Origin of the sequence: Geobacillus sp. B4113_201601, assembly GCF_001587475.1 — a bacterium.
GTDB classification, from domain to species: Bacteria; Bacillota; Bacilli; order Bacillales; family Anoxybacillaceae; genus Geobacillus; species Geobacillus icigianus.
Genome location: NZ_LQYX01000078.1, coordinates 22,314 through 44,729, shown reverse-complemented (window position 1 = coordinate 44,729; position 22,416 = coordinate 22,314). Strand labels below are relative to the sequence as shown.

General features: G+C 51.7%; 24 protein-coding genes and 3 pseudogenes. 20 read left to right on the top strand and 7 right to left on the bottom strand.

Annotated elements, in window-relative coordinates; genetic code table 11:
• Positions 1–110 precede the first annotated feature (110 nt).
• The gene (locus B4113_RS10760) at positions 111–401 is read right to left on the bottom strand and encodes a 2Fe-2S iron-sulfur cluster-binding protein (protein WP_051962653.1); all 291 of its coding nucleotides are present in this window, start codon (positions 399–401) and stop codon (positions 111–113) included.
• A gap of 82 nt (positions 402–483) precedes the next feature.
• A complete protein-coding gene (locus B4113_RS10755; RefSeq protein ID WP_033843367.1) occupies positions 484–1,077 on the bottom strand; it encodes an IMEF encapsulin system ferritin-like cargo protein in 594 nt (197 codons plus the stop codon).
• A 220-nt stretch (positions 1,078–1,297) separates the two neighbouring features.
• Between B4113_RS10755 and murB the strand changes: the two genes are divergently transcribed.
• The 7 genes and pseudogenes from murB (at position 1,298) to menC (ending at position 6,471) form a co-directional block, all read left to right on the top strand.
• On the top strand, positions 1,298–2,212 hold the full coding sequence (murB, locus tag B4113_RS10750) for a UDP-N-acetylmuramate dehydrogenase (protein ID WP_033843368.1): 915 nt from the start codon (positions 1,298–1,300) through the stop codon (positions 2,210–2,212).
• 109 nt (positions 2,213–2,321) lie between these two features.
• On the top strand, positions 2,322–2,537 hold the full coding sequence (locus B4113_RS10745; RefSeq protein ID WP_033019850.1) for a hypothetical protein: 216 nt from the start codon (positions 2,322–2,324) through the stop codon (positions 2,535–2,537).
• Between the two features lie 120 nt (positions 2,538–2,657).
• A complete protein-coding gene (locus tag B4113_RS10740; RefSeq protein WP_033019861.1) occupies positions 2,658–3,401 on the top strand; it encodes a threonine/serine exporter family protein in 744 nt (247 codons plus the stop codon).
• A gap of 17 nt (positions 3,402–3,418) precedes the next feature.
• A complete protein-coding gene (locus tag B4113_RS10735) occupies positions 3,419–3,856 on the top strand; it encodes a threonine/serine exporter family protein (RefSeq protein ID WP_033843369.1) in 438 nt (145 codons plus the stop codon).
• A gap of 101 nt (positions 3,857–3,957) precedes the next feature.
• A complete protein-coding gene (locus B4113_RS10730; protein ID WP_051962655.1) occupies positions 3,958–5,148 on the top strand; it encodes a M20 peptidase aminoacylase family protein in 1,191 nt (396 codons plus the stop codon).
• Positions 5,106–5,306 (top strand): annotated as a pseudogene (locus B4113_RS20555) (GNAT family N-acetyltransferase); the annotation flags it as partial. The gene B4113_RS10730 and the pseudogene B4113_RS20555, both read left to right, overlap by 43 nt.
• Positions 5,307–5,346: 40 nt before the next feature.
• On the top strand, positions 5,347–6,471 hold the full coding sequence (gene menC / locus B4113_RS10725; protein ID WP_033018455.1) for an o-succinylbenzoate synthase: 1,125 nt from the start codon (positions 5,347–5,349) through the stop codon (positions 6,469–6,471).
• A 187-nt stretch (positions 6,472–6,658) separates the two neighbouring features.
• Here menC and B4113_RS10720 read toward each other — a convergent pair whose 3' ends face one another.
• Complete coding sequence (locus B4113_RS10720) at positions 6,659–8,194, bottom strand: cation acetate symporter (RefSeq protein WP_033018456.1); 1,536 nt, start codon at positions 8,192–8,194, stop codon at positions 6,659–6,661.
• Complete coding sequence (locus B4113_RS10715) at positions 8,194–8,535, bottom strand: DUF485 domain-containing protein (RefSeq protein WP_033018457.1); 342 nt, start codon at positions 8,533–8,535, stop codon at positions 8,194–8,196. The genes B4113_RS10720 and B4113_RS10715 overlap by 1 nt, the downstream gene beginning before the upstream one ends.
• Before the next feature lie 322 nt (positions 8,536–8,857).
• Between B4113_RS10715 and B4113_RS10710 the strand changes: the two genes are divergently transcribed.
• From B4113_RS10710 to B4113_RS10700, 3 genes are all read left to right on the top strand, one after another.
• The gene (locus B4113_RS10710; RefSeq protein ID WP_033018458.1) at positions 8,858–10,273 is read left to right on the top strand and encodes an amino acid permease; all 1,416 of its coding nucleotides are present in this window, start codon (positions 8,858–8,860) and stop codon (positions 10,271–10,273) included.
• A gap of 513 nt (positions 10,274–10,786) precedes the next feature.
• Positions 10,787–11,536 (top strand): RNA polymerase sigma factor SigI, encoded by a 750-nt coding sequence (gene sigI / locus B4113_RS10705; RefSeq protein WP_369802256.1) that lies wholly within the window; start codon positions 10,787–10,789, stop codon positions 11,534–11,536.
• Entirely contained in the window at positions 11,533–12,567 is a 1,035-nt protein-coding gene (locus B4113_RS10700; RefSeq protein ID WP_033018460.1) for an anti-sigma factor domain-containing protein, read from the top strand. The genes sigI and B4113_RS10700 overlap by 4 nt, the downstream gene beginning before the upstream one ends.
• 12 nt (positions 12,568–12,579) lie before the next feature.
• Here B4113_RS10700 and B4113_RS10695 read toward each other — a convergent pair whose 3' ends face one another.
• A complete protein-coding gene (locus B4113_RS10695; protein WP_033018461.1) occupies positions 12,580–12,780 on the bottom strand; it encodes an alpha/beta-type small acid-soluble spore protein in 201 nt (66 codons plus the stop codon).
• 108 nt (positions 12,781–12,888) lie between these two features.
• On the opposite strand from B4113_RS10695, the gene B4113_RS10690 reads away from it, so the two are divergent.
• The 8 genes and pseudogenes from B4113_RS10690 (at position 12,889) to B4113_RS10675 (ending at position 16,824) form a co-directional block, all read left to right on the top strand.
• Positions 12,889–13,713 (top strand): carbohydrate ABC transporter permease, encoded by an 825-nt coding sequence (locus B4113_RS10690; protein WP_051985051.1) that lies wholly within the window; start codon positions 12,889–12,891, stop codon positions 13,711–13,713.
• A gap of 14 nt (positions 13,714–13,727) precedes the next feature.
• Complete coding sequence (locus B4113_RS10685; RefSeq protein ID WP_033018462.1) at positions 13,728–14,555, top strand: carbohydrate ABC transporter permease; 828 nt, start codon at positions 13,728–13,730, stop codon at positions 14,553–14,555.
• A 322-nt stretch (positions 14,556–14,877) separates the two neighbouring features.
• Positions 14,878–15,033, top strand: coding sequence for a hypothetical protein (locus B4113_RS20130; RefSeq protein ID WP_165570906.1), 156 nt, complete (start codon positions 14,878–14,880; stop codon positions 15,031–15,033).
• On the top strand, positions 15,030–15,197 hold the full coding sequence (locus B4113_RS19870; RefSeq protein ID WP_011230441.1) for a hypothetical protein: 168 nt from the start codon (positions 15,030–15,032) through the stop codon (positions 15,195–15,197). The genes B4113_RS20130 and B4113_RS19870 overlap by 4 nt, the downstream gene beginning before the upstream one ends.
• Positions 15,190–15,342 (top strand): hypothetical protein, encoded by a 153-nt coding sequence (locus tag B4113_RS20125; protein WP_165570907.1) that lies wholly within the window; start codon positions 15,190–15,192, stop codon positions 15,340–15,342. Before B4113_RS19870 ends, B4113_RS20125 begins: the two co-directional genes overlap by 8 nt.
• A 105-nt stretch (positions 15,343–15,447) precedes the next feature.
• Positions 15,448–15,603, top strand: a complete 156-nt coding sequence (locus B4113_RS19865) for a hypothetical protein (protein ID WP_160331370.1) — start codon at positions 15,448–15,450, stop codon at positions 15,601–15,603.
• Positions 15,604–15,754: 151 nt separating this feature from the next.
• Positions 15,755–16,083: pseudogene (locus tag B4113_RS18840) on the top strand (UPF0236 family transposase-like protein); the annotation flags it as partial.
• Positions 16,084–16,383: 300 nt separating this feature from the next.
• Positions 16,384–16,824 carry a hypothetical protein gene (locus B4113_RS10675; RefSeq protein WP_235597990.1) on the top strand — a complete coding sequence of 147 codons (441 nt, stop codon included), beginning with the start codon at positions 16,384–16,386 and terminating at the stop codon, positions 16,822–16,824.
• A gap of 134 nt (positions 16,825–16,958) precedes the next feature.
• On the opposite strand, the pseudogene B4113_RS21190 reads toward B4113_RS10675, so the two are convergent.
• A pseudogene (locus tag B4113_RS21190) lies at positions 16,959–17,213 on the bottom strand (transposase); the annotation flags it as partial.
• A 506-nt stretch (positions 17,214–17,719) separates the two neighbouring features.
• Entirely contained in the window at positions 17,720–19,492 is a 1,773-nt protein-coding gene (locus B4113_RS10670) for a B12-binding domain-containing radical SAM protein (RefSeq protein ID WP_033017699.1), read from the bottom strand.
• Positions 19,493–19,690: 198 nt separating this feature from the next.
• Here B4113_RS10670 and B4113_RS10665 point away from each other — a divergent pair, with 198 nt between their 5' ends.
• Both B4113_RS10665 and B4113_RS10660 read left to right on the top strand, forming a co-directional pair.
• Positions 19,691–21,907 (top strand): PAS domain-containing sensor histidine kinase, encoded by a 2,217-nt coding sequence (locus tag B4113_RS10665; RefSeq protein ID WP_033017631.1) that lies wholly within the window; start codon positions 19,691–19,693, stop codon positions 21,905–21,907.
• Positions 21,897–22,388 carry a methylated-DNA--[protein]-cysteine S-methyltransferase gene (locus B4113_RS10660; RefSeq protein ID WP_033017632.1) on the top strand — a complete coding sequence of 164 codons (492 nt, stop codon included), beginning with the start codon at positions 21,897–21,899 and terminating at the stop codon, positions 22,386–22,388. The genes B4113_RS10665 and B4113_RS10660 overlap by 11 nt, the downstream gene beginning before the upstream one ends.
• Positions 22,389–22,416 lie beyond the last annotated feature (28 nt).

Here is a 22,416-nt window from a genome sequence, read left to right as displayed (position 1 = left end):
GTATTTCCCACCATCATACCATGGCGTAAAGAGTCAGGCAATGAGAGAAAGAAGGTGGCAACGATTACACGGAGAAAAAATAAGACGATCGTGTTATAATAGCGCTCGGCTTATTGGATTGGTGCTTGGCAGGCAAGCCGTTTGGCTGGTTGATCCGTTTTTTCACGCTCGCGCCGCGTTTTCGGAGCGAGAAGGTGAGCGCCGGCGAGAACGGTGACCATGCAGCGGCCGCACGTTCCTTTTTTGCATTTGTAATCGAGCGGAATGCCTTGCCGAAGGGCGGCGTCAAGGAGCGAGAGGCCACGGGTCGGTTGTATGGCAAACGATGTTCCGTTTTGTTCCACTTGAATGACGGTTGGGCGCGCTGTTGGTTTGGTTGATTCGGACAGAACGGGGCGCATGGTCGTCAAGCTCGCCCCATTGGTTGCTCGTGAGCGGGGCTTCTGGGTACAGCTTCGTTTTATCCATGTTTTCTCTCCTTTCTTATCTGTGTTTTAAGCTGCCGACTGTCAGCTGTCGTCTTATTCCGATCGATGGGCGATTTGGCGCCGATGTGGCGGGCGGGGCGGCGTATTGCGCTAGCTTCAAATGCTCTTTTTGATTTTCTTTTTCATCCGTCGGTATTGCGGCGGCGAAGGAAACCGGCGCGTCCAATGCGCGATTCAGCGCCTCAAGGGCGTCTTTCATCTGTTGGTAATCGGCAGCGGTCATGTCGCGCAGCGCTGCAATTGTCGGTTCATGTTCCGTTCCTTTATAGTGGAAGAGGGACAAATCGAGATGCTCCAAAAAGTTGTGCAAGCCGAATTTTTCAAGGCTGATGTCTTGCAACAGGCGCAAAAAGTCGCCGTTTTCTCGCGATAAGAATGCTTCGTCCGCCAATGCCTCCTCCAACTTTGGCAGCAAGGCGGCCAAACGGTCCAACCGGTGTTCCTCTTCTTCGTAAATATGATGCCAATACAGCCGTTCATGGTCGTCCGCGGCTTGTTCTATCGTCGGTTCTAAAATCGCTTGAAACTGGCCGAGCGCTTCTTTCGACCGGTCGAGAATGGCGTGAACGTCCCTTAACGTGTCGTGCAATGGACTCCCTCCCTAAACATGGTTGTATACCATCTTTTCCATATTGAAAGAGGCGTAAACATCTCGGCCCCTTCCAACGTCACCTTTTGGCCCAGTGTGGAATAAAACAGAATCAGGAACATTGCCCACTTGATATGGGACGCGATTCCGGCGATAATGGAAGCGGTGTGGAATGAATGCCGCTGGGCGGCACGGAAGACGTAAAGAAGGTGACAGATCGATGGAACATGCGGAACATCTTTATCAAAGACTCGTACAGATTTGTGGTGAACGAAATGTCCTTCGCGATGAGCCGATGAAAAACCATACATTGGTGCGGATCGGCGGCAAGGCCGATTTTCTCGTCTGGCCGGAGACGTATGAGCAAGTCATTGAGGTGTTGCGGCTGAAAGAAGAGTACGGCCTGCCGTTTACGCTTCTTGGCAACGGTTCGAACGTCATTATCCGCGACGGCGGGCTGCGCGGCATCGTTATGCAGCTGAAGCATTTGAACCGCATTTGGCGTGAAGGAAACAACGTGATCGCCCAAAGCGGAGCCGATATTAAAGCGGTGTCGCGGTTCGCGCTCGAACAACACCTCACCGGGTTGGAGTTTGCCTGCGGCATTCCGGGGTCGGTCGGCGGGGCGATTATGATGAACGCCGGAGCGTACGGCGGCGAAGTGAAAGATGTGCTTGACCATGTCAAAGTGGCGACGCTTGCCGGTGAGTTGAAAACGTTGAAAAAGGAAGAGCTGGAGCTTGGCTATCGAACAAGCTTGATCAGTCGGACGCATGATATTGTGCTCGAAGTGGTCTTTGCGCTCCAGCCGGGCGACTATAAGCAAATCAAGGAGAAAATGGATGATTTAACCTTTCAGCGCGAATCGAAACAGCCGCTTGAGTATCCGTCGGTCGGAAGCGTGTTTAAGCGTCCGCCGGGCTATTTTGCTGGCAAGCTCATCCAAGACAGCGGCCTTCAGGGAAAAGGATTCGGCGGCGCCGAAGTGTCGACGAAGCATGCGGGATTCATTATTAACAAAAACAATGCGACCGCTGCCGATTACATTGCGACGATCGAAATGGTGCGCAAAACCGTGAAAGAAAAATTCGGGGTCGATCTGGAGTTGGAAGTCAAAATTATTGGCGAGGAATGAAGGAAGATCCGAATCCGGTTTGCGGGTTCGGATTTTTTCATTTTGACGAGAGGAAAAATGAAACCGACCGCCAATAGGTAAGAAAAGGGGTTATGAACGGGGGAAGAGGATGAAGCTTCGTTTTATTATCAACCCAGCCGCCCAAAACGGCCGGTCCGTGTCCATTTGGAAGCAGCTGCAACCGCAGCTGAATCGGGAAGGAATCGCCTATCAGGCGTATTGGACGAGCCGAAAGGGAGAGGAAAGGGAAAAAGGTCCAAAGGGACAAAAAACTAGCAAAGAAAGGAAAACGGTGCGACCTCGTTCGCTGTTTGGCAATGGCTAGCGGGTTTGGTATAATGGAGGAGAGTTGGGTAAAAACCGTGTGTGAGCAAAACTCCTGCCATCGATTGGCGGGAGTTTGTTTTTGCCGGCGGATGTCCAAAGGAAAGGAGACGGATGGATGATGGGCGAACGAATTGAGGACGTTGTCGATGTTTGTTTGTTGGCGGGAAAGTTGATGCTTGAAAGCGGCGGGGAGACGTATCGGGTGGAAGATACGATGATGCGGATTGCGGCTTCGTTTGGCATGGCGCGCTCCCATAGCTATGTCACGCCGACAGCCATCATTTTTTCGATTGAGGGAACGAACTCGACGCGGTTGATCCGCATTTCTGAGCGCTCGACCGATTTGGCGAAAGTCGCGGTCGTGAACGATATTTCCCGGCGCATCAGCCGCGGTGAACTGACGCTTTCGGAGGCGCGCGAGGAGTTAGCGCGCGTCGCGTATGCGCAACCAAGCTACCCTCTTTGGCAGCAAACCGCCGCGGCTGCGTTGGCCAGCGCTTGTTTTGCTTCGCTGATCGGGGGCATCGCTCATTTTCTCCCGTCGCTCGTTTCCGGAGGAGCTGCCTTTTGGTGCTTTGAAATGGTGCACCGATTGGTGAAAATACGGTTTTTTGCCGAATTTTTCGCCGCCTTTGTCGCCGGTTGGCTTGTCTTATGGTTGGCAAAGGCTGGATTCGGTCGGGATGTCGCAAATATGATGATCGGATCGGTGATGCCGCTTGTGCCAGGATTGGCGATCACGAATGCGGTGCGTGATTTAATGGCCGGTCATCTGATCGCCGGGCTGTCCCGCGGAGCGGAAGCGTTTTTGACTGCGTTTGCGATCGGCACGGGCATTGCTTTTGTTTTGTCTATTCGATGACAGGGGAGCAGGGAACGATGATCATGATGCAGTTGTTGCTTAGTTTTATGGCATCGGCGCTGTTTGGCATCATTTTTAACATCCCTCCGCGCTTGTTGCCGCATAGCGGGTTTGTCGGGATGAGCGGGTGGGCGGCTTATATGTTCGCTTTCCGATCCGGAGCGGATGGGGTGATTGCGACGTTTATGGCTTCGTTTTTTGTCGCCTTTTTGAGCAATGCGTTCGCCCGCCGTTATCGGGCGCCGGCGACCATTTTTATTGTTCCCGGCGTTCTTCCGCTCGTGCCGGGCGGGACGGCGTTTGAAGCGATGCGCCATGTCGTTATGAACGATTACAATACGGCGATGGCTCTGGCAGCAAAGGCATTGATGATTTCCGGCGCCATTGCCATGGGCTTGATTTTTTCGGAGGTCGTCAACCAACTGGCGAGACGCCGCCGTCATTCATCGCGATAGGTTGTTTTTTCCTTTCTGCCTATTTGTCGTTGCATTTGTTTGTTTGAATATTATAATAAATATAATCATCATTTCATCTTTTAAACAGCCGGGGGAGAGCAATGAAGGACATCATCAGACAGCTGAAAACAGAGCTATGGGAGATTTTTGACCATCTTCATCGTCATCCAGAAATCAGTTGGGAGGAGTGGCAGACGACGGAATTTGTCCGTCAGGAGCTGGAGCGCGAAGGGTATCGGGTGCGAACGTTTGCCGATTGTCCGGGCGCGGTGGCGGAAATCGGCGCCGGCCCGTTTACGGTCGGAGTGCGCAGCGACATGGACGCTCTTTGGCAAGAAGTCGACGGCGTTTGGCAGCCGAACCATGCGTGCGGGCATGACGCTCACATGACGGTCGTGCTTGGGGTGGCGAAATTGCTTCGCCGCATCGGCTATGAGCCGTCGGGGACGCTCCGGTTTTTGTTCCAGCCGGCCGAAGAAAAAGGCACAGGGGCGTTGAAGATGATAGAAAAGGGAGCGGCCGATGGCTTGGCGTTTTTGTATGGCGTTCATTTACGTCCGGTTCAGGAAGTCAAAAGCGGGTACGCGGCGCCGGCGATCCTTCACGGGGCGGCGCAATGCATCGAAGGACGAATTCGCGGTGTAGCGGCCCATGCCGCGCGGCCGCACTTAGGCGTCAACGTCATTGAGGTCGGCAGCGCTATCGTTCAGGAGCTGGGCAAAATTCATATCGACCCCCAAGTGCCAGCATCGATCAAGATGACGAAGTTTCACGCCGGTGAAAAAGATGCGAACACGATCCCGGACTACGCGGAATTTGCCCTTGATTTGCGGGCGCAAACGAACGAAGCGATGGAGCGGCTCATCGAAGGGCTGCGCCATGTGATCAACGGGGTCGCTGCGATTTACGGAGCTGATATTGAGCTTATGGAGCAGGCGCGCATCGTCGCCGCTCATCCCGATCCAGATGCCGTGCGGCTGATGGAGGAGGCAATTATCACGACTTTGGGGGCGGAAAAGTGCGTTCCGCCAGTCGTGACGTCGGGAGGGGAGGATTTCCATTTTTATTCCTTTAAGAAACCGGAACTGAAAACAACGATGCTTGGATTAGGCTGCGACTTGCACCCTGGACTCCATCATCCCAAGATGACATTCCGGCGCGAGGATTTGCTTTCCGGCGTGGAAATTTTGGCGCGGGTTGTGATGAATACGTTTGTGACGTTTGCGCCGCGGGGGGAGAGCGAGCGTGCGTGCCTCTGTCGCTGCAAATCATTGAGACGATCGAACAATTGAACGAGATGGCCAAGCTTGAGGAGGAGATTTGGGGAACAGCACCAATTCCGCTTCATCAAACGCTGACGGTGGCGAAAAACGGCAGCTTGATCATCGGGGCGTATGCGGACGGGAAGCTCGTCGGCTTTGTCTACAGCTTTCCTAGGTTTACATATGGGTGCCAAGAAACGAATGGCTGCCGCAGAAAGGGGAAGAGGAATGACGATCAGCATCGAGTACGTCATCTTGCGCCATTTGCGCATGGAGTTGAAGTCGCCGTTTACAACGAGCTTCGGCACGTTTCAAGCGAAAGAGTTTCTTTTAGTGGAAGCGGTCGATCGCGACGGCGTCTCGGGTTGGGGCGAATCGGTCGCCTTTGCCGCCCCGTGGTACAGCGAGGAAACGGTGAAAACGAACTGGCATATGCTCGAGGACTTCCTTGTCCCGCTTGCGCTGGCGGAGCCGATCGATCATCCAGCGGAACTGTCAACGCGCTTTAACGCCATCCGTCAAAATCATATGGCGAAAGCGGCGCTTGAAGGAGCGGTGTGGGATGTATATGCCAAGCGGCTCGGCGTCCCGCTTTATCAAGCTCTTGGGGGGACGAAAAAGGAGATTGAAGTCGGTGTCAGCATCGGCATTCAGCCAACGGTGGGCGACTTGCTGCGGGTCATTGAACGGTATGTGGCGCAAGGATATCGGCGAATCAAGGTAAAAATTAAGCCCGGATGGGATGTCGATGTCATTCGCGAGGTGCGGCGCGCGTTTCCGAACGTGCCGCTCATGGCCGATGCCAATTCGGCGTACACGCTTGCCGATATGGATCGGCTGAAAGCGCTCGATGAATTCGGGTTGATGATGATCGAACAGCCGCTTGCCGCCGATGATCTCATCGATCATGCGCGCTTGCAGCCGCTTCTTGAGATGCCGATTTGCCTTGATGAAAGCGTTCGTTCCTATGACGATGCGCGCAAGGCGCTGGATCTTGGCAGCTGCCGCATCATCAATATCAAAATTGGACGTGTCGGCGGGCTTGGGGAGGCGAAGCGCATCCACGATCTTTGCGCTGAGCGCGGCGTGCCGGTGTGGTGCGGGGGAATGCTCGAAGCGGGCATTGGGCGTGCCCATAATATCGCCATCACGACATTAGAAAACTTCACCCTTCCCGGCGATACCGCCGCGTCGTCCCATTATTGGGAGCGGGATTTGATCATTCCAGAAGTCGAAGTGGATGACGGCTTGATTCGCGTGCCGGACGCCCCCGGCATCGGCTACGGTGTCGACCGCCGCCAAGTCGAGCGGTATACACAGTTTGCCAAGGTGTTTCATCGGGCAACGACATAAAGCGGATGGCATTTAATAAGCCTTCCATTTTATTACATAAAGGGGAAACGAAAAATGATCATAAGACTGATTGAGGGGAGCGATGCGGCAACGGGGAATTTGTTATTATAGTACAAACTGCTGTAGCACTCATGTTCAGCTGGCCCAAAACGCGTTGCCGCTTTGGGCCAGCTCTTTGTTCGTGGCGTTACACCCGTCCGATTCCGGTGTTCGCTTTGACGACAATTTCGGTGTATTTCTTTTCGTCCGCTTTTTTCGACGAAACGAGCGTGCCGATGACGGCGCCGAGAAAGCCGAGCGGGATCGAGATGATGCCCGGGTTGGCGAGCTTAAAGAGCGGTTCGCCGACGAAAATGGCGACCCCTGGCTGCGGCGACCAGACGTTCGGACCGAAGAAGACGAGCACCAAGGCGCTGATGAGCCCGACAAGCATCCCGGTAATCGCTCCAGTCGTGTTAAAACGGCGCCAGAAGATGGTGAACACGATCGTCGGCAAGTTGGCGCTCGCCGCCACCGCAAAGGCTAGCGACACGAGGAAGGCGACGTTCATTTTTTGCGCGAACAACGCTAACAAAATCGAGAGTACGGAAACGCCGACCGATGCCCAGCGCGCCGCCTGCATTTGTTCTTTTTCCGTTGCCTGGCCGCGCCGCAAAATATGGCTGTAAAAATCGTGGGCAAACGCGGAGGCGGCTGACAGAACGAGCCCGGCGACAACGGCCAAAATGGTCGCGAACGCGACAGCCGAGATGAAGGCGAACAAGAAATCTCCACCAAGCGCTTCGGCCAACAGCGGAGCGGCCATATTGCCGGCGGGGTTAGCGGCGACGATTTTGTCATAACCGACAAACGCGGCGGCACCGAACCCTAAGAAGATGGTCAACACATAGAAAATCCCAATGATCCATGTTGCATAAACGACCGATTTGCGCGCGGTTGGCGCGTCTTTGACCGTAAAGAAGCGGATCAAAATGTGCGGCAGCCCGGCCGTTCCCAACACGAGCGCCAAGTTTAATGAAATCGTATCAAGCGGGTCTTTAAACTTGTTGCCCGGGTTTAAAAACGCTTCGCCAAGTGGCGTGGCGGTTTTGACTTCATGGAACATTTTAGCGATGCTGAAGTCGAATTTGGCAAAGACGATGATGGAAATGATAAACGTACCGACCATCAACAAGACGGCTTTGACGATTTGCACCCAACTTGTGGCCGTCATGCCGCCGAAGACGACGTACACTGTCATCAAAACGCCGACGATCAAGACGGAATAAATGTAATCGAGCCCAAGCAGGAGCTTAATGAGACCGCCGGCACCGACGAGCTGGGCGATCATATAGAAAATCGAAATGGCGATCGTATTTAACGCCGCGACGCCGCGCACTTTTTTATCGTCAAAACGGGCGGCGATCATGTCGGCCATCGTGTATTTGCCGAGGTTGCGCAGCGGTTCGGCGACGATGTACAAGACGACAAGGTAGGCGACGAGAAACCCGATGCTGTAAAAGAAACCATCAAATCCCGCCAAGGCGATCATGCCGGCGATGCCCAAAAAAGACGCCGCGGACATATAGTCGCCGGCGATGGCCAGCCCGTTTTGCCAGCCGGTAAGGCTGCTGTCGGCCGTATAAAACTCGCTCGTCGTTTTCGTCCGTTTCGACGCGTAGTACGTAATGACCAACGTCAAGGCGACAATGACAAGAAAGAGGAAAAAGGCGAGCCCATGCATCAGACATTTCCTCCTTCCACCGTTTCTTGTTTCACTTGTTCGACGATGTTGTCAAATTCGGCTGCGCGCTTTGAATAAAGGATGCATAAAGCCCATGTCATGATAAATTGCGCGAACGCAAACAGCCAAGCCCAGCTGACCGGTCCGATCGCCTTCGTATTGAGCGCTTTCGAGTACGACGTTAATACCGGAAGGGCGAAGTAAAAAACGAAGAAAAAGACGATCGCCGGAACGATAAAGCGTTTCTTCGCTTGGATGAGGGCGCGAAATGAAACGGACTGGGCGATCGCTTCGTAATTGGCGCCGGTCGGCTCGGAAAATGACTGCTTTTTGACGGCCATGAAAATCCCTCCTTAGTTCGAATTAAAACGTTTTCAAAATAAGATATCGACGCACACCGTTGGTCGGAAAGACTGTCCTCCTTTCTTGTCACAAATTTGTCACATGTTCATTATATAATTGACTGAAAAATTTGTAAATTGTTTTTATTCAATCGATAACGAAAAAAATTTTTTTGCTTTGGCGCGCCAAACGGAAAAAATTTTTTGCTGTTTTTCTTATTTTCGCACTTTACAAAAAAACCATCATCATGTACAATGCTAACTGTACTTGTTTCGATAAATTTCAACAAATTTCTACAAAAAACGACAAGGGGAGACATCTATGAGTTTGTTTCGTAAAAAACCGATTCACTTGCTGATCAATGAATCGGCGGCGAAAGGAGCCTCGCTGCGCAAGGAGTTAGGGGCGTTCGATTTGACAATGCTTGGCATCGGCGCCATCATCGGGACGGGCATTTTCGTCCTGACCGGGGTGGCGGCGGCGGAACATGCCGGTCCGGCGCTTGTTCTTTCGTTTATTTTGTCGGGGTTAGCGTGTGTGTTCGCGGCGCTTTGTTACGCGGAGTTCGCTTCGACGGTGCCGGTGTCCGGAAGCGCGTATACGTACAGCTATGCGACGTTCGGCGAACTGTTCGCCTGGATTTTAGGATGGGATTTGATTTTGGAGTACGGCGTCTCTTCATCGGCGGTTGCCGTTGGCTGGTCCGGTTATTTCCAAGGCCTGCTTGCCGGGTTTGGCATTGAGTTGCCAAAAGCGCTGACGAGTGCGTATGATCCGGCAAAAGGAACGTTCGTTGATTTGCCAGCCGTTTTGATCGTGTTGCTGATTGCTTTCCTGCTGAATTTGGGAGCGAAAAAATCGGCCCGTTTCAACGCCATCATCGTGACGATCAAAGTTGCGGTCGTGCTCCTCTTTTTAGCTGTCGGTGTTTGGTATGTCAAGCCGGAAAACTGGACGCCGTTTATGCCGTATGGCTTCTCGGGTGTCGCGACCGGCGCGGCGACGGTATTTTTCGCTTACATCGGCTTTGACGCGGTGTCGACGGCGGCGGAAGAAGTGCGCAATCCGCAGCGCGATATGCCGATCGGCATCATCGTCTCACTGCTTGTGTGCACTTTGTTGTACATCGCTGTTTCGCTCGTGTTGACAGGCATTGTTCCGTATGAACAGCTCAATGTCAAAAACCCGGTGGCGTTTGCGTTGAACTATATTCACCAAGACTGGGTCGCTGGTTTTATTTCGCTCGGAGCGATCGCCGGCATTACGACGGTGCTTCTCGTGATGATGTACGGACAGACGCGCCTTTTCTACGCCATCAGCCGCGACGGGTTGCTGCCGAACGTGTTTGCCCGCATCAGCCCAACGCGCCAAGTGCCGTATGTCAATACGTGGCTGACTGGAGCGGCTGTAGCGGTGTTTGCCGGCGTCATCCCGCTCAACAAATTGGCCGAACTGACGAATATCGGCACGCTCTTTGCCTTCATTACCGTTTCCATCGGTGTGTTGGTATTGCGCAAGACCCAGCCTGATTTAAAACGGGCTTTCCGCGTTCCGTTCGTCCCGGTCGTTCCGATTTTAGCCGTCTTGTTCTGCGGTTATTTAGTGCTTCAGCTTCCGCCGATGACATGGATGGGCTTTGTCTCGTGGCTGCTGATTGGCTTAGCGATTTACTTTGTCTACGGCCGGAGGCACAGCGCGCTCAATCAGGCGGGTGCCAAAAAAGAGAAAGTCGGCTGACGATTGTCAAAAGAAGAGAGGTTGATCCAAACGGTGTCGTTTGGACAACCTCTTTTTTTGCTTCGGACGGCTGAGCAGGGGAAAAACGGACAGAGGTTGGGCAAATGGGCTTGGAAACGGGGCGGGAACACCGGGGCCGGCCACATTCCTCAAGCAGGTCGGTGAAACACAGCTGCCACGAGCCAATCAGCGGCATTACACCTTAAGGATGATTTTTCCATTCCTGATTTTTACCCAGCGAGCGAACCGGTGATGTTTCAGCCGTCGTTTCTAAAGGGGGGGGAAACCGCTGTCACACACGAATCGGCGGCATTTTCATTCAGAAAAGAAAGCTGATTTTGCAAGGCTTCTCTCATTGAGAAACGGATGGAATCAGCAGTATTTTACACTAAATCACCAACCTTCTAAACGAGTTCCCCGGTTGTGACACCTTTCTCTTGAACGACGGCCACATTTCCGTTACGATGTACGAATAGTGTAAAGAAGAGCGTCAGTCCGTTTCATTTAAGCGGGGTGAAATCGATGTTTGGCACATTATTGAAAAAGAGAGAGAGAACGCTTGAACGGACGGTGGCAGAGATCCAGCAAGGGAATGAAGCGCTGCGCAATGACTTGATCCAGCAATACAAGCCGTTTATCGCCAAAACTGCCTCGAGCGTCTGCAAGCGGTTCATCCGTGAGGAAGATGATGAGGCGAGCATCGGGTTGATTGCGTTCAATGAGGCGATCGAAAAATATGCGCCGCACAAGGGCGGCTCGTTTCTCTCCTTCGCTGAGCTGCTCATTAAGCGGCGGTTGATCGATTACATTCGGAAAGAGGCGCGAATGCGCGAATCGGTCTGGCACGTTGAGGACGGCGAGGACAGCGAACAGGCGGCCCAGACGTATTTGGATGCCAAACTCTCCATTGATGAGTTTTACAAGCAGATCGAGCAGCAGCAGCGGCGCGAAGAAATCATTTACTACCGGCAGGTGCTAAAACAGTTCGGTATTGATTTCCATGATCTGGTTGAACAGTCACCGAAACATAAGGATGCCCGTCTCAACGCCGTTCGTGTCGCCCAGTTGTTAGTTGAAAACGAGGAATGGCTTGCCCTCTTGTTTCAGAAAAAGCAATTGCCCATCAAACAGCTCGAAACAATGGCATCCGTCAGCCGCAAAACCATCGAGAGAAACAGAAAATACATTATTGCGGTCGCGGTCATTTTGGCGGGTGATTATCTTTACTTAAAGGACTATATAAAAGGGGTGCTTTCATCATGAAAAAGGGGATTGTGCTCGAATGGGACGAAGAGTTCGTCACGGTGCTGACGCCGGAAGGAGAATTCGTACAGCTGAAAAAAGAACGAGAGTACGAAATAGGGGAAGAAATTGAGGCGCGACCGGTCCATTCATCGTTTCCGTTTCGGCGCCGCTCCTTTCGATACGCTCTTGTGAGCGCCGTCATCGCTGCCGCACTCTTGGTGGCCACTTGGATACAGCGGCCCGCCGATACGGTGTACGCGTATATGTCGATCGACATCAACCCGAGCATTGAAGCCGGAGTGGATGATGAGCTGCGCGTATTGACGCTCAAAGCCTATAATGAAGAAGGGAGCGACGTGCTCGCGGCGCTTTCAGCATGGAAAAGCGAACCGTTTTCAACGGTGGCGAAACAAATTATTGCTTTGAGTGAACAAAAAGGGTATTTAAGAGCGGGCGGTGAGGTGCTGATTACGACGGTGGAAACCGAACGAGACCTCTCTTCGGAACGGAAGCTGTCGGCCGAGCTCGCGGAAATCCGGCAAGCGGTAGCCGATGAACAGATTGTCGTCACAACGAAACAGAGCACGATGGAAGTGCGCAATCGAGCCGTCAAACGGGGAATGACAACAGGAAAGCTGCTGCAAATCGAGAAAAAAGGAAAACCCGTCCCGCCATCGCCCTCCCATTCGCCAAACGGCAAAGAGAAGGAAGGGAAAAAAGGAAACGAACCGTCGCCGTCGTCCACGAAGCCGCCGGCGTCAACGAAGAAACATCATGATGAGCCAAAACAACCGAAGGGGCAGAAAAACGAACAACAGCCGCCGCATCAGCGGAAAAACGCTGATCCCCCTTCAAAACCGTCCCCTGCAGACAAAATGTCCCCCAAAGGGAAAAACAATGAGAACGCCCGTCCTCTGCGGCCGGGCGGTCATGATGAAAACAAACGGGCCGGGGAGGGAAAAGGCAACCCTACACGCGGTTCGCTCGCTCCAAACGAGACCGACCGAAAGACGAAAGCAACGGATGGCAACACAAAAAAAGCCGAGTGATTGCGCTCGGCTTTATTCCGTTCTTCGGCCCGTCAGCTCGCTTTGCGCCTGAGCGATGAGCCGTTTCGTTATTTCTCCGCCGACAGAGCCGTTGGCGCGCGAAACAGTGCCAGCCCCAAGCTGTACGCCAAACTCTTGGGCGATCTCGTATTTCATTTGTTCCAATGCTTGTTCAATGCCTGGAACAAGCAGTTTGTTGCTTCCACGTGCCATTCTTTTTTGCCTCCTTCGTCATGTTTCGATGTGGCATCATTAGTATAAGCAAACCGTTGCTTGGGTATAGGTGGGAATGAAAGGGAGGCAAGATGATGAAAAAAGTCGTTGCAAACTTTATTCATCATCGGTCCGATCGTATTTGCCGTTTTTTTAGCATTTCATAAAGTGCAGCTGTTAGGAACGGCATCTTTTGAGTTTGTAGGGTTTGATAACTTTGCGCGCATGGCGCATGATACTCGGGCAAAAATCGCGTTGTGGAACACCGTGAAATACGTCGTCATTGTCGTTCCTTGTCAGACCGTTTTGGCTCTTGTATTGGCGGCTACTTTAAACGCAGGGTTAAAAGGAGAAAAGTTTTTCCGCATCGTTTACTTTTTGCCAACATTAACGTCCTCTGCCGTGCTGACCCTTATTTTTATGTGGATGTACAACCAAAACGGCTTCATTAACCATGTGCTTGAAGCGGTTGGACTGCCGACTTACAATTGGCTAGGCGATCCAGACGTTGCTTTGAACGCGATCATGATCATGAATATATGGTCGACGGCTCCGTATTTTATGGTTATTTACTTGGCGGCATTGCAAGATATTCCTGATTCCTTGTACGAAGCTGCGGAATTAGATGGGGCCAATGCTTGGCAGAAGTTTTGGCACATTACCGTCCCTTATTTGCGCCCAGTGACGTCGTTTGTCGTGATTATGGGGTTAATTGGAACATTCCAGTTATTCGACCAATCGTACATTTTCTCGGCCGGTTCTGGCGGGCCGAACAACTCGACGTTAACCGTAGTGCTTCTCATTTATCAATACGCGTTTAAAACGTTAGGGACGATGGGATATGCGGCCGCGTTAGCATTTGCGTTAGCCATCGTCATTCTCGTGGCGACAATGCTGCAACGAAAGTTATCGAAAGAGGAGTCCCTCTATTAAGGAGTTGAGGACGAATGAGGAAAAAAACACGGATCGGAAAAGCCTTGCTGTATGCGGTGCTTGTGATTTATGCGGTCATTACGCTCATTCCTTTTTTATGGGCCCTATCCTCTTCCTTCAAAACCCTTGAGGAAATGGTCAGCGGTACGATTTCGTTGATTCCCAACCACTTCACGCTTGAGAACTACAAGCAAATTTTTGTGGAACAGGAGCTGTTTCCGCGTTGGCTCTTGAACAGCGTAGTGATTGCGGTCGTCGTTACGGTGCTGAACTTATTGTTTAACTCGATGGCTGGCTATGCGCTCGCACGGCTGCAATTTCCCGGGAGAAAACCGCTGTTTTTGATCATTTTGGCCGTCTTAATGGTTCCAGCTCAAGTGACAATGATTCCGAACTATTTGATTTTGAAACAGCTCGGGTGGTTGAACTCGTATCAAGGCATGATTGTGCCGACGATGATAAACGCGACGTTTATTTTCATGATGAGGCAATTTTTCATTAACTTTCCAAGAGAGTTGGAAGAAGCGGCGGAGCTTGACGGCCTTGGTCGGTTCGGAACCTTTTTCCGGATCGTCCTGCCGCTCGCCCGCCCGGCGCTGGCGGCTCAGGCCATTTTCGTCTTCATGGGTTCGTGGAACGATTTCATGCGCCCGCTCATTATTTTGTCGGATCCGCAATTGTTTACGCTGCCGCTTGGCCTGAACAGCTTCAAAGGACAATACATCAGTTATTGGAACTACATCATGGCCGCCTCCATGGTGTTTACTTTGCCGGTATTGATCATTCATGCGTTTTTCAATCGTTATTTTATAAAAGGGATTTCGTTTACGGGCGGGAAATAAAGATGGGTTTGTTTCTGTGTGCGCGTTGAGAACGGAAGAAAGGGCTTTGATAAGGCTGTACCAAGGTCTTCCTGACCTTGGTACAGCCTTTTTTTCATGCGGCATAGGCGTTGAAAAAACGAGCATCATATAGGTGAAATACCTACGCTGCGAGGAAAGGGATCAACGCCATGGAATGGACGATGCGGTGGCCGAGGCAGGCAGGAAAGAGGATAAGGCGAGGATGGGGGGCGGCTGCGCTTGCCGTCGTGTTGAAGCCATGACGGTGCATAATCGATGTATGGCCGAGGCACGATAAGAAAAAAGCGGAAGGAGGATCAAGGTGGCTGACATCGCGTTCCCGGTTGCCCGTCTTCATGACGGGACGCTTCGCCAGCTCCAGCAGTTGGAACAGCGGCTGCGCGAAGAGACGGGGGAAGAAATTGTGCTTGTCGCTTATCAACGGAAAACGATAGATGAAGGGGAGATGAAACGATGATGAAACGAAAAGTGAAATTCGACGCGGCGAAAAACAACAATAAAACGCCGACCGAGAGCCTGCCGGATACGGAATTTGCCGCGCAATACGCCGGCGAAGAAGACATGATTCGCGGCGCGAACCGCAATTCGAAAAAAGGGCGCCAAGGAGGCGGCGATGGATAACGATCAGAAGGAGCGGCCTGTCCAACGAAATGAAGAAATGGCGTTTGAATGGGGCGATTTTGCCGCTCATCAACCTATTTGGCTGATGGAAGAGCAAAAACGGGCGAAGAGGAAGGAAACAAAAAAGAAAGACCCACCGCGGTGAGAGGGCTGTCTGCCAGCCGCTTTCACAGCAGGCAAGCGAAAACAGAAGGGACGCCGGAAGCGGCGTTCTTTTTTCGTGCCATGAATGGGCAGCTCCCATTTGCGAATGAATCGAATGTGGCGAAACAGCAGCGATGGTGAGACGCGGCTTCATCGATTCACGGAAACGAGCCCGCCGTTGATCATCCAGAATCGGGAACATCCGCATGTGCTGACGGAAGGAGTCGGTAAGCGGGTGCTCAATGGAAAAGAAAAGCACTGACAACACTCCGGGCGTAAGGCCCGAGTTCGACAATTTTGTGGTCATTTTAGGCAAACGAAAATGGCCAAAATGCTGTGATATCAAGGAGTTCACGATGTGGCCCCCTAGAAAAAAACGCCGGATTTCATAGGCATACGACTTTCCTATTTTACCTTTGGGCCACGCCGAGATGTGATGAGCCGGTTCGCGTACCGGGTGAAATCCCGCCGCAGCTGGAAGGACCAAGGACTTTGGGCGTTACTGAAGGCGATGGTGGCCTAAATCGACGGAATCGGGTGGAGAACGGGGCAGTTGGAGGAGGAAGAGCCCCAGAGGGCAGCCTCGGCCCCGCCGAAGCAGGAGCGGATCAAACAGGCCAAACGGAAGGCAGGGTGGTTGTTGGCGGAGGTGATGCGCCAGAACATCCCGTGTCTTCAGCGGTCATCGGGGACGACGATCTACCAAGCATTGTCGGCGCTTCGGGACGGTGGATGGATGTAAAAAAATGGATAGAAAAAACCATCTCAAGATGAGGGATGAGAGTCCGAAAGCGCTTACGATAACAATTCATAAAAATGGTCTACCAACCGGTGATTGACAACGCCCGTAGTAGACCGAAAAAATGTTCTCCACAAAGTCTTGACTAACTCAATCGGAAATTCTTTATTGCAACTTAGATAGTTCATTTAAGTATAGTTTTTTTAAATTCTTTAGTATATTTTATAATCGGATTAATTATGTTTCATTACTTTGAAAAGATAGCATTGAAAAAGGGAATTCAAAGTTAAAGAGGTGATATTAATGTTCAAATTGGTAAGAATGTTGAAATTGCGAGACTTAGAGTTGTTTCGTTTAGATAATCAAGATAATGAAACTGTCTGTATGCTATTGATTTTAGATTATAGGAGACCTAGTGTTTTAGATGATTTTCCTATTTTAAAGGAAATAGAGGATGAGGATTCATTTGAAGGCGCGGAGAATTATATCCACACGGTAATAATTTCAGAAAAAGAATTAGAAGAAAATATTGTGAACCAAATTGCTGAGGTAATCGAAGGGTTAGTTGAACATAAGCCAAATTGTGATAATAATAACTCTTTCTATATTAGTAAATTCCCTCATCATTTTGAGGTTGGCACACATTTAGTAGAGTATATTAAACCTATCTTAGATAAGATGAATTTTGACATTGATTTAACATATATCACTGATAAACATTTTAATTACTTGACTCAGGAATAATCTTTAACTCACCTTTCGCACCTTAACAGGGTAGAAAGAAAGGATGTTTTATTTCGTTTTTCAGAATACCATTTCGACCAACACAACGAGCGATGGCAATCCTTTTTTACCATCGCTAGTCGTTGCGTATGACGTCACACGTCAATGCTCTCATCCATGCCCAATCCTTGCAGGATCCTTCGCTGATCAGGGGTGAGCGGTTTCCCTAACGCGCGTTGGATGCGCCCATCCGGCAGCTCTAGTAGGACGACGTTCACATACCGGAACAATTGAAAAATCGCCTGCCCGGTCGGGCGGGTCAGTTTCCGGCCCCCCGCGCCCTTTCATGGGCGTTCCGGGGTGATGAACGGACGCCCGGCGCGGGAAATGGCCAAGGCCAACAGAGAGAGGCTTTCTTTCTTGTCGATCTACACGAGGCAAGACGAAAGGACTTGATGGAGATTCGCCTCATACCGTCGATCCCAATGACGCGCGATGGCATCGTCGTTGAACCAAGACGGCTCCAGCCCTGGCCGAATCCGCTTCGGCTAATCGATGTCATGCACCCATTGTTCCCAATGAACGAGCGCTTGCCGGGGCCGCTCAAGATATCCAGAATGATTAGTTTGACGATATCGCTGGCTCGAGTTTGGCATTGCGAATTCACGGGAACGAGATGATCCATCAACTGAGGAAGGTCAAGATCTTTGAACACGGTGCTTATTCTATTCAAATAAGAACTTTCATAATAATGGCCCGAATTCAAACGTCCATGATGGGCAAACTCCTTTGCTTTCCTTGTGTTTCAAGGTTTTATTCGACAGGAAGATAAAAAAAGCCTCCCGATTTTTGTCGAGAGGGTGCGAAATGTGAGTTGGATATCTTGAGCGGCCGGCCATGACAAAAAGCTTTCCGTCTACGCCGATGCCGAAGAAACCGACAACGCTGAAAGCGGCGCGGAAAACAGCGTCGCACCGGCGCCGGACGGGGCGAAGTAGGCGACGATGGCGGTTGGCGTGAACGAAAGCTGTTTTTTGGCCGTGTAGCGGCCGACATCCACCGGCACGATTTCAACGACCGTATGTTTAAACAGTTCTTTTTCCCCGAGCCCAAGGGCGGCAAAATCCGCTCCGAGCGCCTCGGGGCGCTCCAGCAGCGCCCGGTAGACGGCCGCGCGCGCCGTTTTCTCCGTTTTTTCGTCCCACCACGGTTTGCGCGGCTTATAATTTTGGTTGCGCAAGTAGTCGTATTTCATGAGCGATTCGGCGATCGGCAAAGCGTCTGGCGCAGAGGTGCGCAAAAACTCATGGAGGCGGCGGAACAAGTCTTCTAACTGGTGGCCGATGCGCGCCCAGCCGCGTTCATCCCAATACGTCCCAAACTGTTGGAAAAAGTCAAACGGCGACGAGAAGACGTCGGTGACTAAATATTCAATCGTTTCATCCATCCGATGGGCGTTCCAATACTTCTCGAGCACGTCTTCCACTTGCTTGATGCGAATCACGTCCTCAAAGGAAAGAACGTTGTTGCTCAGTATTTCGTACGGCGCATGATCCATATATACGTAGCCGTATTCAAGGGCGCGCAGGCGCAGCCCGGTGCCGCGCAGCAATTTCAAAAACCCGAGCTGCAGCTCTTCGGGACGAAGAGCGAACACGTCATTGAACGTCTTCCGGAACGAGTCGTAATCTTCTTCCGGCAGGCCGGCGATCAAATCTAAGTGCTGGGCAATTTTCCCACCTTCCTTAATCATCGTCACCGTCCGCGACAACTTGGCGAAGTTTTGCTTGCGCATGATCAGGCGGTTCACCTCATCGTTCGTTGATTGAACGCCGATCTCAAAGCGGAACAGCCCAGGGGGCGCTTCGTTGTTTAAAAACTCGATCACCTCCGGGCGCATGATGTCGGCGGTAATTTCAAACTGAAACACCGTCCCCGGCACATGCTCGTCAATTAAAAAGCGAAACATGTCCATCGCGTAGCTGCGGCTGATGTTGAACGTCCGGTCGACGAACTTGATCGTCCGCGCCCCGTGCTGCATCAAATAGCGCAAGTCGTCTTTGATTTTTTCGCGGTCAAAATAGCGGACGCCGACCTCAATGGATGACAGGCAAAACTGGCAGCTGAACGGGCAGCCGCGGCTCGTTTCGATATAAACGATCCGGTTGGGAAGATGGGGGATGTCTTCTGGAAAGCGAAACGGTGACGGCATGTCCGCCAAGCGAATTTTATTCCGCTGTGGATTGACGACGATGCGGTCTCCGTCCCGAAACGCCAGCCCGGCGATATTGCTTACGTCCCCGCCGCCGTTTAGGGCGAACAGCAGCTGTTTAAACGTTTCTTCCCCTTCGCCAATCACGATAAAGTCCAATTCCGGCACCCGCTCCATCCACTCGCGCACATCATAGGACACTTCGGGTCCGCCGGCGACAATGATCAGATTCGGCGCCGCTTTTTTTATCATTTTTACGACTTTGATCGTTTCTTCAATGTTCCAAATGTAGCAGCTAAAGCCGACGACATCGGGCCGGCGCTGGTACAAGTCGGCGACGATGTTCATGGCCGGATCTTTGATCGTATATTCAACGAGCTTGACGTCAAACTCTGGTTGGGCGTATGCTTTCAAATAGCGGATGGCGAGATTCATATGAATGTATTTGGCGTTTAAGGTCGTGCAAATAATGTTCATCGAAATGAAAACCCCTTTTTCCATTCGTACTAACCTTTCATTATAGCGCAGTTTCGCCAAATGAAAAAGAAGAAAAAACTTGTCGAACATTGAAGAAAAGATTTTTGCAAAATCTTCGTAAATAAAGGGAGGAGTAAATTTTTCCACAGCGAATATACATGTAGTTGATATGGTTTGAATAGACAAGGAGAGATCGATATGGCCAAAAGCCTTTCTCCCCGGGAAGAGCAACATGCATCGCCGGACGTGCGGCTGCTTGAAGAAGAAAATCGACGTTTGAAGGAGCGGTTAAACAGCTATTCAATCATTTTCGAGCGGTCGCTTGATGCCATTGTCATTTTAAATAAAAACGGCGAATTTGTCGATGTGAACGAAGCGGCGTGCAAGCTGTTTGAAATGGATAAGTTTTCGCTCGTCGGCCGTTCCTTCTCTTCCTTTTTAGAACTCGTGCCGCCCGATATTTTGCTGTTTCAGCGCTCGATGCTGCAAAAGTTCGGTTCGTTTAGCGATGAATTGCTCATCAAGCTGCCGGACGGCAAGGTCAAGCATGTTGAATTTTCTATGAAAAAAGATGTGTTCGACGAATTTGACCTCGTCATGATGCGCGATGTTTCGGCCCATAAGGCGCTTGAGCGCGAGCGGATCATTCACGAGTTTTTGTTTCGCGACGTCTTTAACCGCGCGGTCGACAGCATCGTCATTTTTGATGAGTTCGGCCGCTTTATTGACGTGAATCCGGCGTTTTCGCTGAGTTTGAATTTGGAAAAAGACAAGTTGCTAAACTTATCGTTCCAGCAGTTTGTCGCCCGCGAGTGCGCCGAGGAGTTCGCTCGTTTGCTGGCGGAGATGAAAGAAAAAGGGACAGCCAAGGGCGAGCTGTCGCTCATTCGCCCCGATGGCACGGTGAAAATGTTCGAGCTGACGGCGACGTCGAACGTGTACAGCGGATTTTACATGGCCATTATGCGCGATGTGACGGAGCGGAAAAATATGGAGGTCAAGCTGCAAAAAAGCGAAGAACGATTCCGGGCCATTTTTGAGCAGGCGCACGAAGCGATTCTCATTTGGGACGACTTTGGCTACATATTGAACGCCAACCCAGCGGCGAGCCGCACGTTCGAGCTGCCGTTGAACTTGCTTGTGCGCCGCAATTTATTGGATTTTGTCGACTATGGAGAGGAAAAGGTGAAGCGCATTTTTAGCGAATTTCGCCGCAAAGGAGAAATTCGCGATGAATTGACGTTCCATATGCCGAACGGTGAGGATAAACAGCTCGAGTTTACGATGAAAAAAGGGGCGATCGACGGCTATCATTTGACCATTTTTCGCAATGTGAGCGAGCGGCGCAAAATCGAACGCGAGCTGCGCGAAAGCGAGCAAAAGTTCCGCAGCATTTTCGACCATGCGATGGACGGCATTTTGCTCTGGGATCGGGAGCATCGCATCATTGACGCCAATCCGATCGCCTGCGACATCTTTGCCGCTGCCAAAGAACAGCTGCTCGGCCGAACCGTGGGAGAGTGCGTTCCAGATCGGGCGCGCCGCCAGCTGAACAAGCTGCTTGCTCAATGCGAGCGAGCCGGTGAGGCGAGTGGAGAAGTGGAGTTTTCCGATGAGTGGAAAGGAAGAATGGTCGAATTTTCGTTGAAAAAAGAAGTGATTCCCGGCGTCGGGATGATGATGCTCCGCGACGTGACGGAACGGAAAGAGATGGAGCTGCAGCTGCGCAAATCGGATACGCTCAATGTCGTCGGCGAGCTGGCTGCGGGCATCGCCCATGAAATCCGCAACCCGATGACGGCGTTAAAAGGGTTTATCCAGCTGCTGCAAGGAAGCATTGACGGCGACTATTCGATGTATTTTAATGTTATTATGTCGGAGTTGAAGCGGATTGAGTCGATCATTACCGAGTTTCTCGTTCTGGCGAAACCGCAGGCGGTGCAATACAAGCAAAACGACATTTGCAAAATTATGCAAGATACGATCGATTTGATCAGCGCCCAAGCGATGATGCATAACGTGCAAATCATTGCCGATTTCGAGCGCGCGCTGCCGCCGGTATATTGCGAGCCGAACCAGCTGAAGCAAGTGTTCATTAATATTTTGAAAAACGCCATTGAAGTGATGCCAAAAGGCGGGGACATTACGGTGCGCATCGCCCGCGCCGGTTGCCATGTGCGCATCTCGATCACCGACCAAGGGTGCGGCATCCCGAAAGATAAAATTAAAAAGCTCGGCGAGCCGTTTTATACGACAAAAGAGCGCGGCACCGGGCTCGGCTTGATGGTCAGCTATAAAATTATCGAAGAACACCAAGGGAAAATTGACGTGGAAAGCGAGGTCGGCGTCGGCACGACGTTCCATATTACGCTGCCGATCGAGCGAACGGAAAGAGAGGACGACGATGACGATTGACTATGCGGTATACCGTTCAGCGCTGCTCGGCGATATGTACATCGCTTCTGACGGTGAGGCGATTGTGAAAGTTGAGCTGTTTTCGGAGGAATGGCGCGCGTTTGCGAGCAGGCATCCGGTGGTGGAAAGCCGGTCGCCGCTTTTGGAACGCGCGCTTGCGCAGTTGGATGAATATTTTCAAGGCCGCCGTCAAGCGTTCGATTTGCCGCTGCGGTGGCAAGGCACGGCTTTTCAACAAGACGTGTGGAAGGCGCTCTGCCGCATTCCGTACGGCGAAACGGCGACCTACGCCGATATTGCCGCGCAAATCGGCCGGCCGAAAGCGGTGCGCGCCGTCGGACAGGCGAACCGGGCGAATGAACTGGCGATCATCGTTCCGTGCCATCGCGTGATCGGCAAAAACGGCGCCTTGACCGGCTATGCCGGAAGCCGCACCGATGTGAAGGAGAAGCTGTTGGCGCTCGAGCGGCGCCACAAATAGGGGCAAAGGTGCAAAAAAACGCCGCCCC

Excerpts from the sequence above, each read along its gene's own strand:
- B4113_RS10760 (WP_051962653.1), bottom strand. The coding sequence starts at position 401 with ATGCGCCCCGTTCTGTCCGAATCAACCAAACCAACAGCGCGCCCAACC.
- murB (WP_033843368.1), top strand. The coding sequence starts at position 1,298 with ATGGAACATGCGGAACATCTTTATCAAAGACTCGTACAGATTTGTGGT.
- B4113_RS10745 (WP_033019850.1), top strand. The coding sequence starts at position 2,322 with ATGAAGCTTCGTTTTATTATCAACCCAGCCGCCCAAAACGGCCGGTCC.
- B4113_RS10740 (WP_033019861.1), top strand. The coding sequence starts at position 2,658 with ATGGGCGAACGAATTGAGGACGTTGTCGATGTTTGTTTGTTGGCGGGA.
- B4113_RS10735 (WP_033843369.1), top strand. The coding sequence starts at position 3,419 with ATGATCATGATGCAGTTGTTGCTTAGTTTTATGGCATCGGCGCTGTTT.
- B4113_RS10730 (WP_051962655.1), top strand. The coding sequence starts at position 3,958 with ATGAAGGACATCATCAGACAGCTGAAAACAGAGCTATGGGAGATTTTT.
- menC (WP_033018455.1), top strand. The coding sequence starts at position 5,347 with ATGACGATCAGCATCGAGTACGTCATCTTGCGCCATTTGCGCATGGAG.
- B4113_RS10720 (WP_033018456.1), bottom strand. The coding sequence starts at position 8,194 with ATGCATGGGCTCGCCTTTTTCCTCTTTCTTGTCATTGTCGCCTTGACG.
- B4113_RS10715 (WP_033018457.1), bottom strand. The coding sequence starts at position 8,535 with ATGGCCGTCAAAAAGCAGTCATTTTCCGAGCCGACCGGCGCCAATTAC.
- B4113_RS10710 (WP_033018458.1), top strand. The coding sequence starts at position 8,858 with ATGAGTTTGTTTCGTAAAAAACCGATTCACTTGCTGATCAATGAATCG.
- B4113_RS10700 (WP_033018460.1), top strand. The coding sequence starts at position 11,533 with ATGAAAAAGGGGATTGTGCTCGAATGGGACGAAGAGTTCGTCACGGTG.
- B4113_RS10695 (WP_033018461.1), bottom strand. The coding sequence starts at position 12,780 with ATGGCACGTGGAAGCAACAAACTGCTTGTTCCAGGCATTGAACAAGCA.
- B4113_RS10685 (WP_033018462.1), top strand. The coding sequence starts at position 13,728 with ATGAGGAAAAAAACACGGATCGGAAAAGCCTTGCTGTATGCGGTGCTT.
- B4113_RS19870 (WP_011230441.1), top strand. The coding sequence starts at position 15,030 with ATGATGAAACGAAAAGTGAAATTCGACGCGGCGAAAAACAACAATAAA.
- B4113_RS20125 (WP_165570907.1), top strand. The coding sequence starts at position 15,190 with ATGGATAACGATCAGAAGGAGCGGCCTGTCCAACGAAATGAAGAAATG.
- B4113_RS19865 (WP_160331370.1), top strand. The coding sequence starts at position 15,448 with ATGAATCGAATGTGGCGAAACAGCAGCGATGGTGAGACGCGGCTTCAT.
- B4113_RS10675 (WP_235597990.1), top strand. The coding sequence starts at position 16,384 with ATGTTCAAATTGGTAAGAATGTTGAAATTGCGAGACTTAGAGTTGTTT.
- B4113_RS10670 (WP_033017699.1), bottom strand. The coding sequence starts at position 19,492 with ATGAACATTATTTGCACGACCTTAAACGCCAAATACATTCATATGAAT.
- B4113_RS10665 (WP_033017631.1), top strand. The coding sequence starts at position 19,691 with ATGGCCAAAAGCCTTTCTCCCCGGGAAGAGCAACATGCATCGCCGGAC.
- B4113_RS10660 (WP_033017632.1), top strand. The coding sequence starts at position 21,897 with ATGACGATTGACTATGCGGTATACCGTTCAGCGCTGCTCGGCGATATG.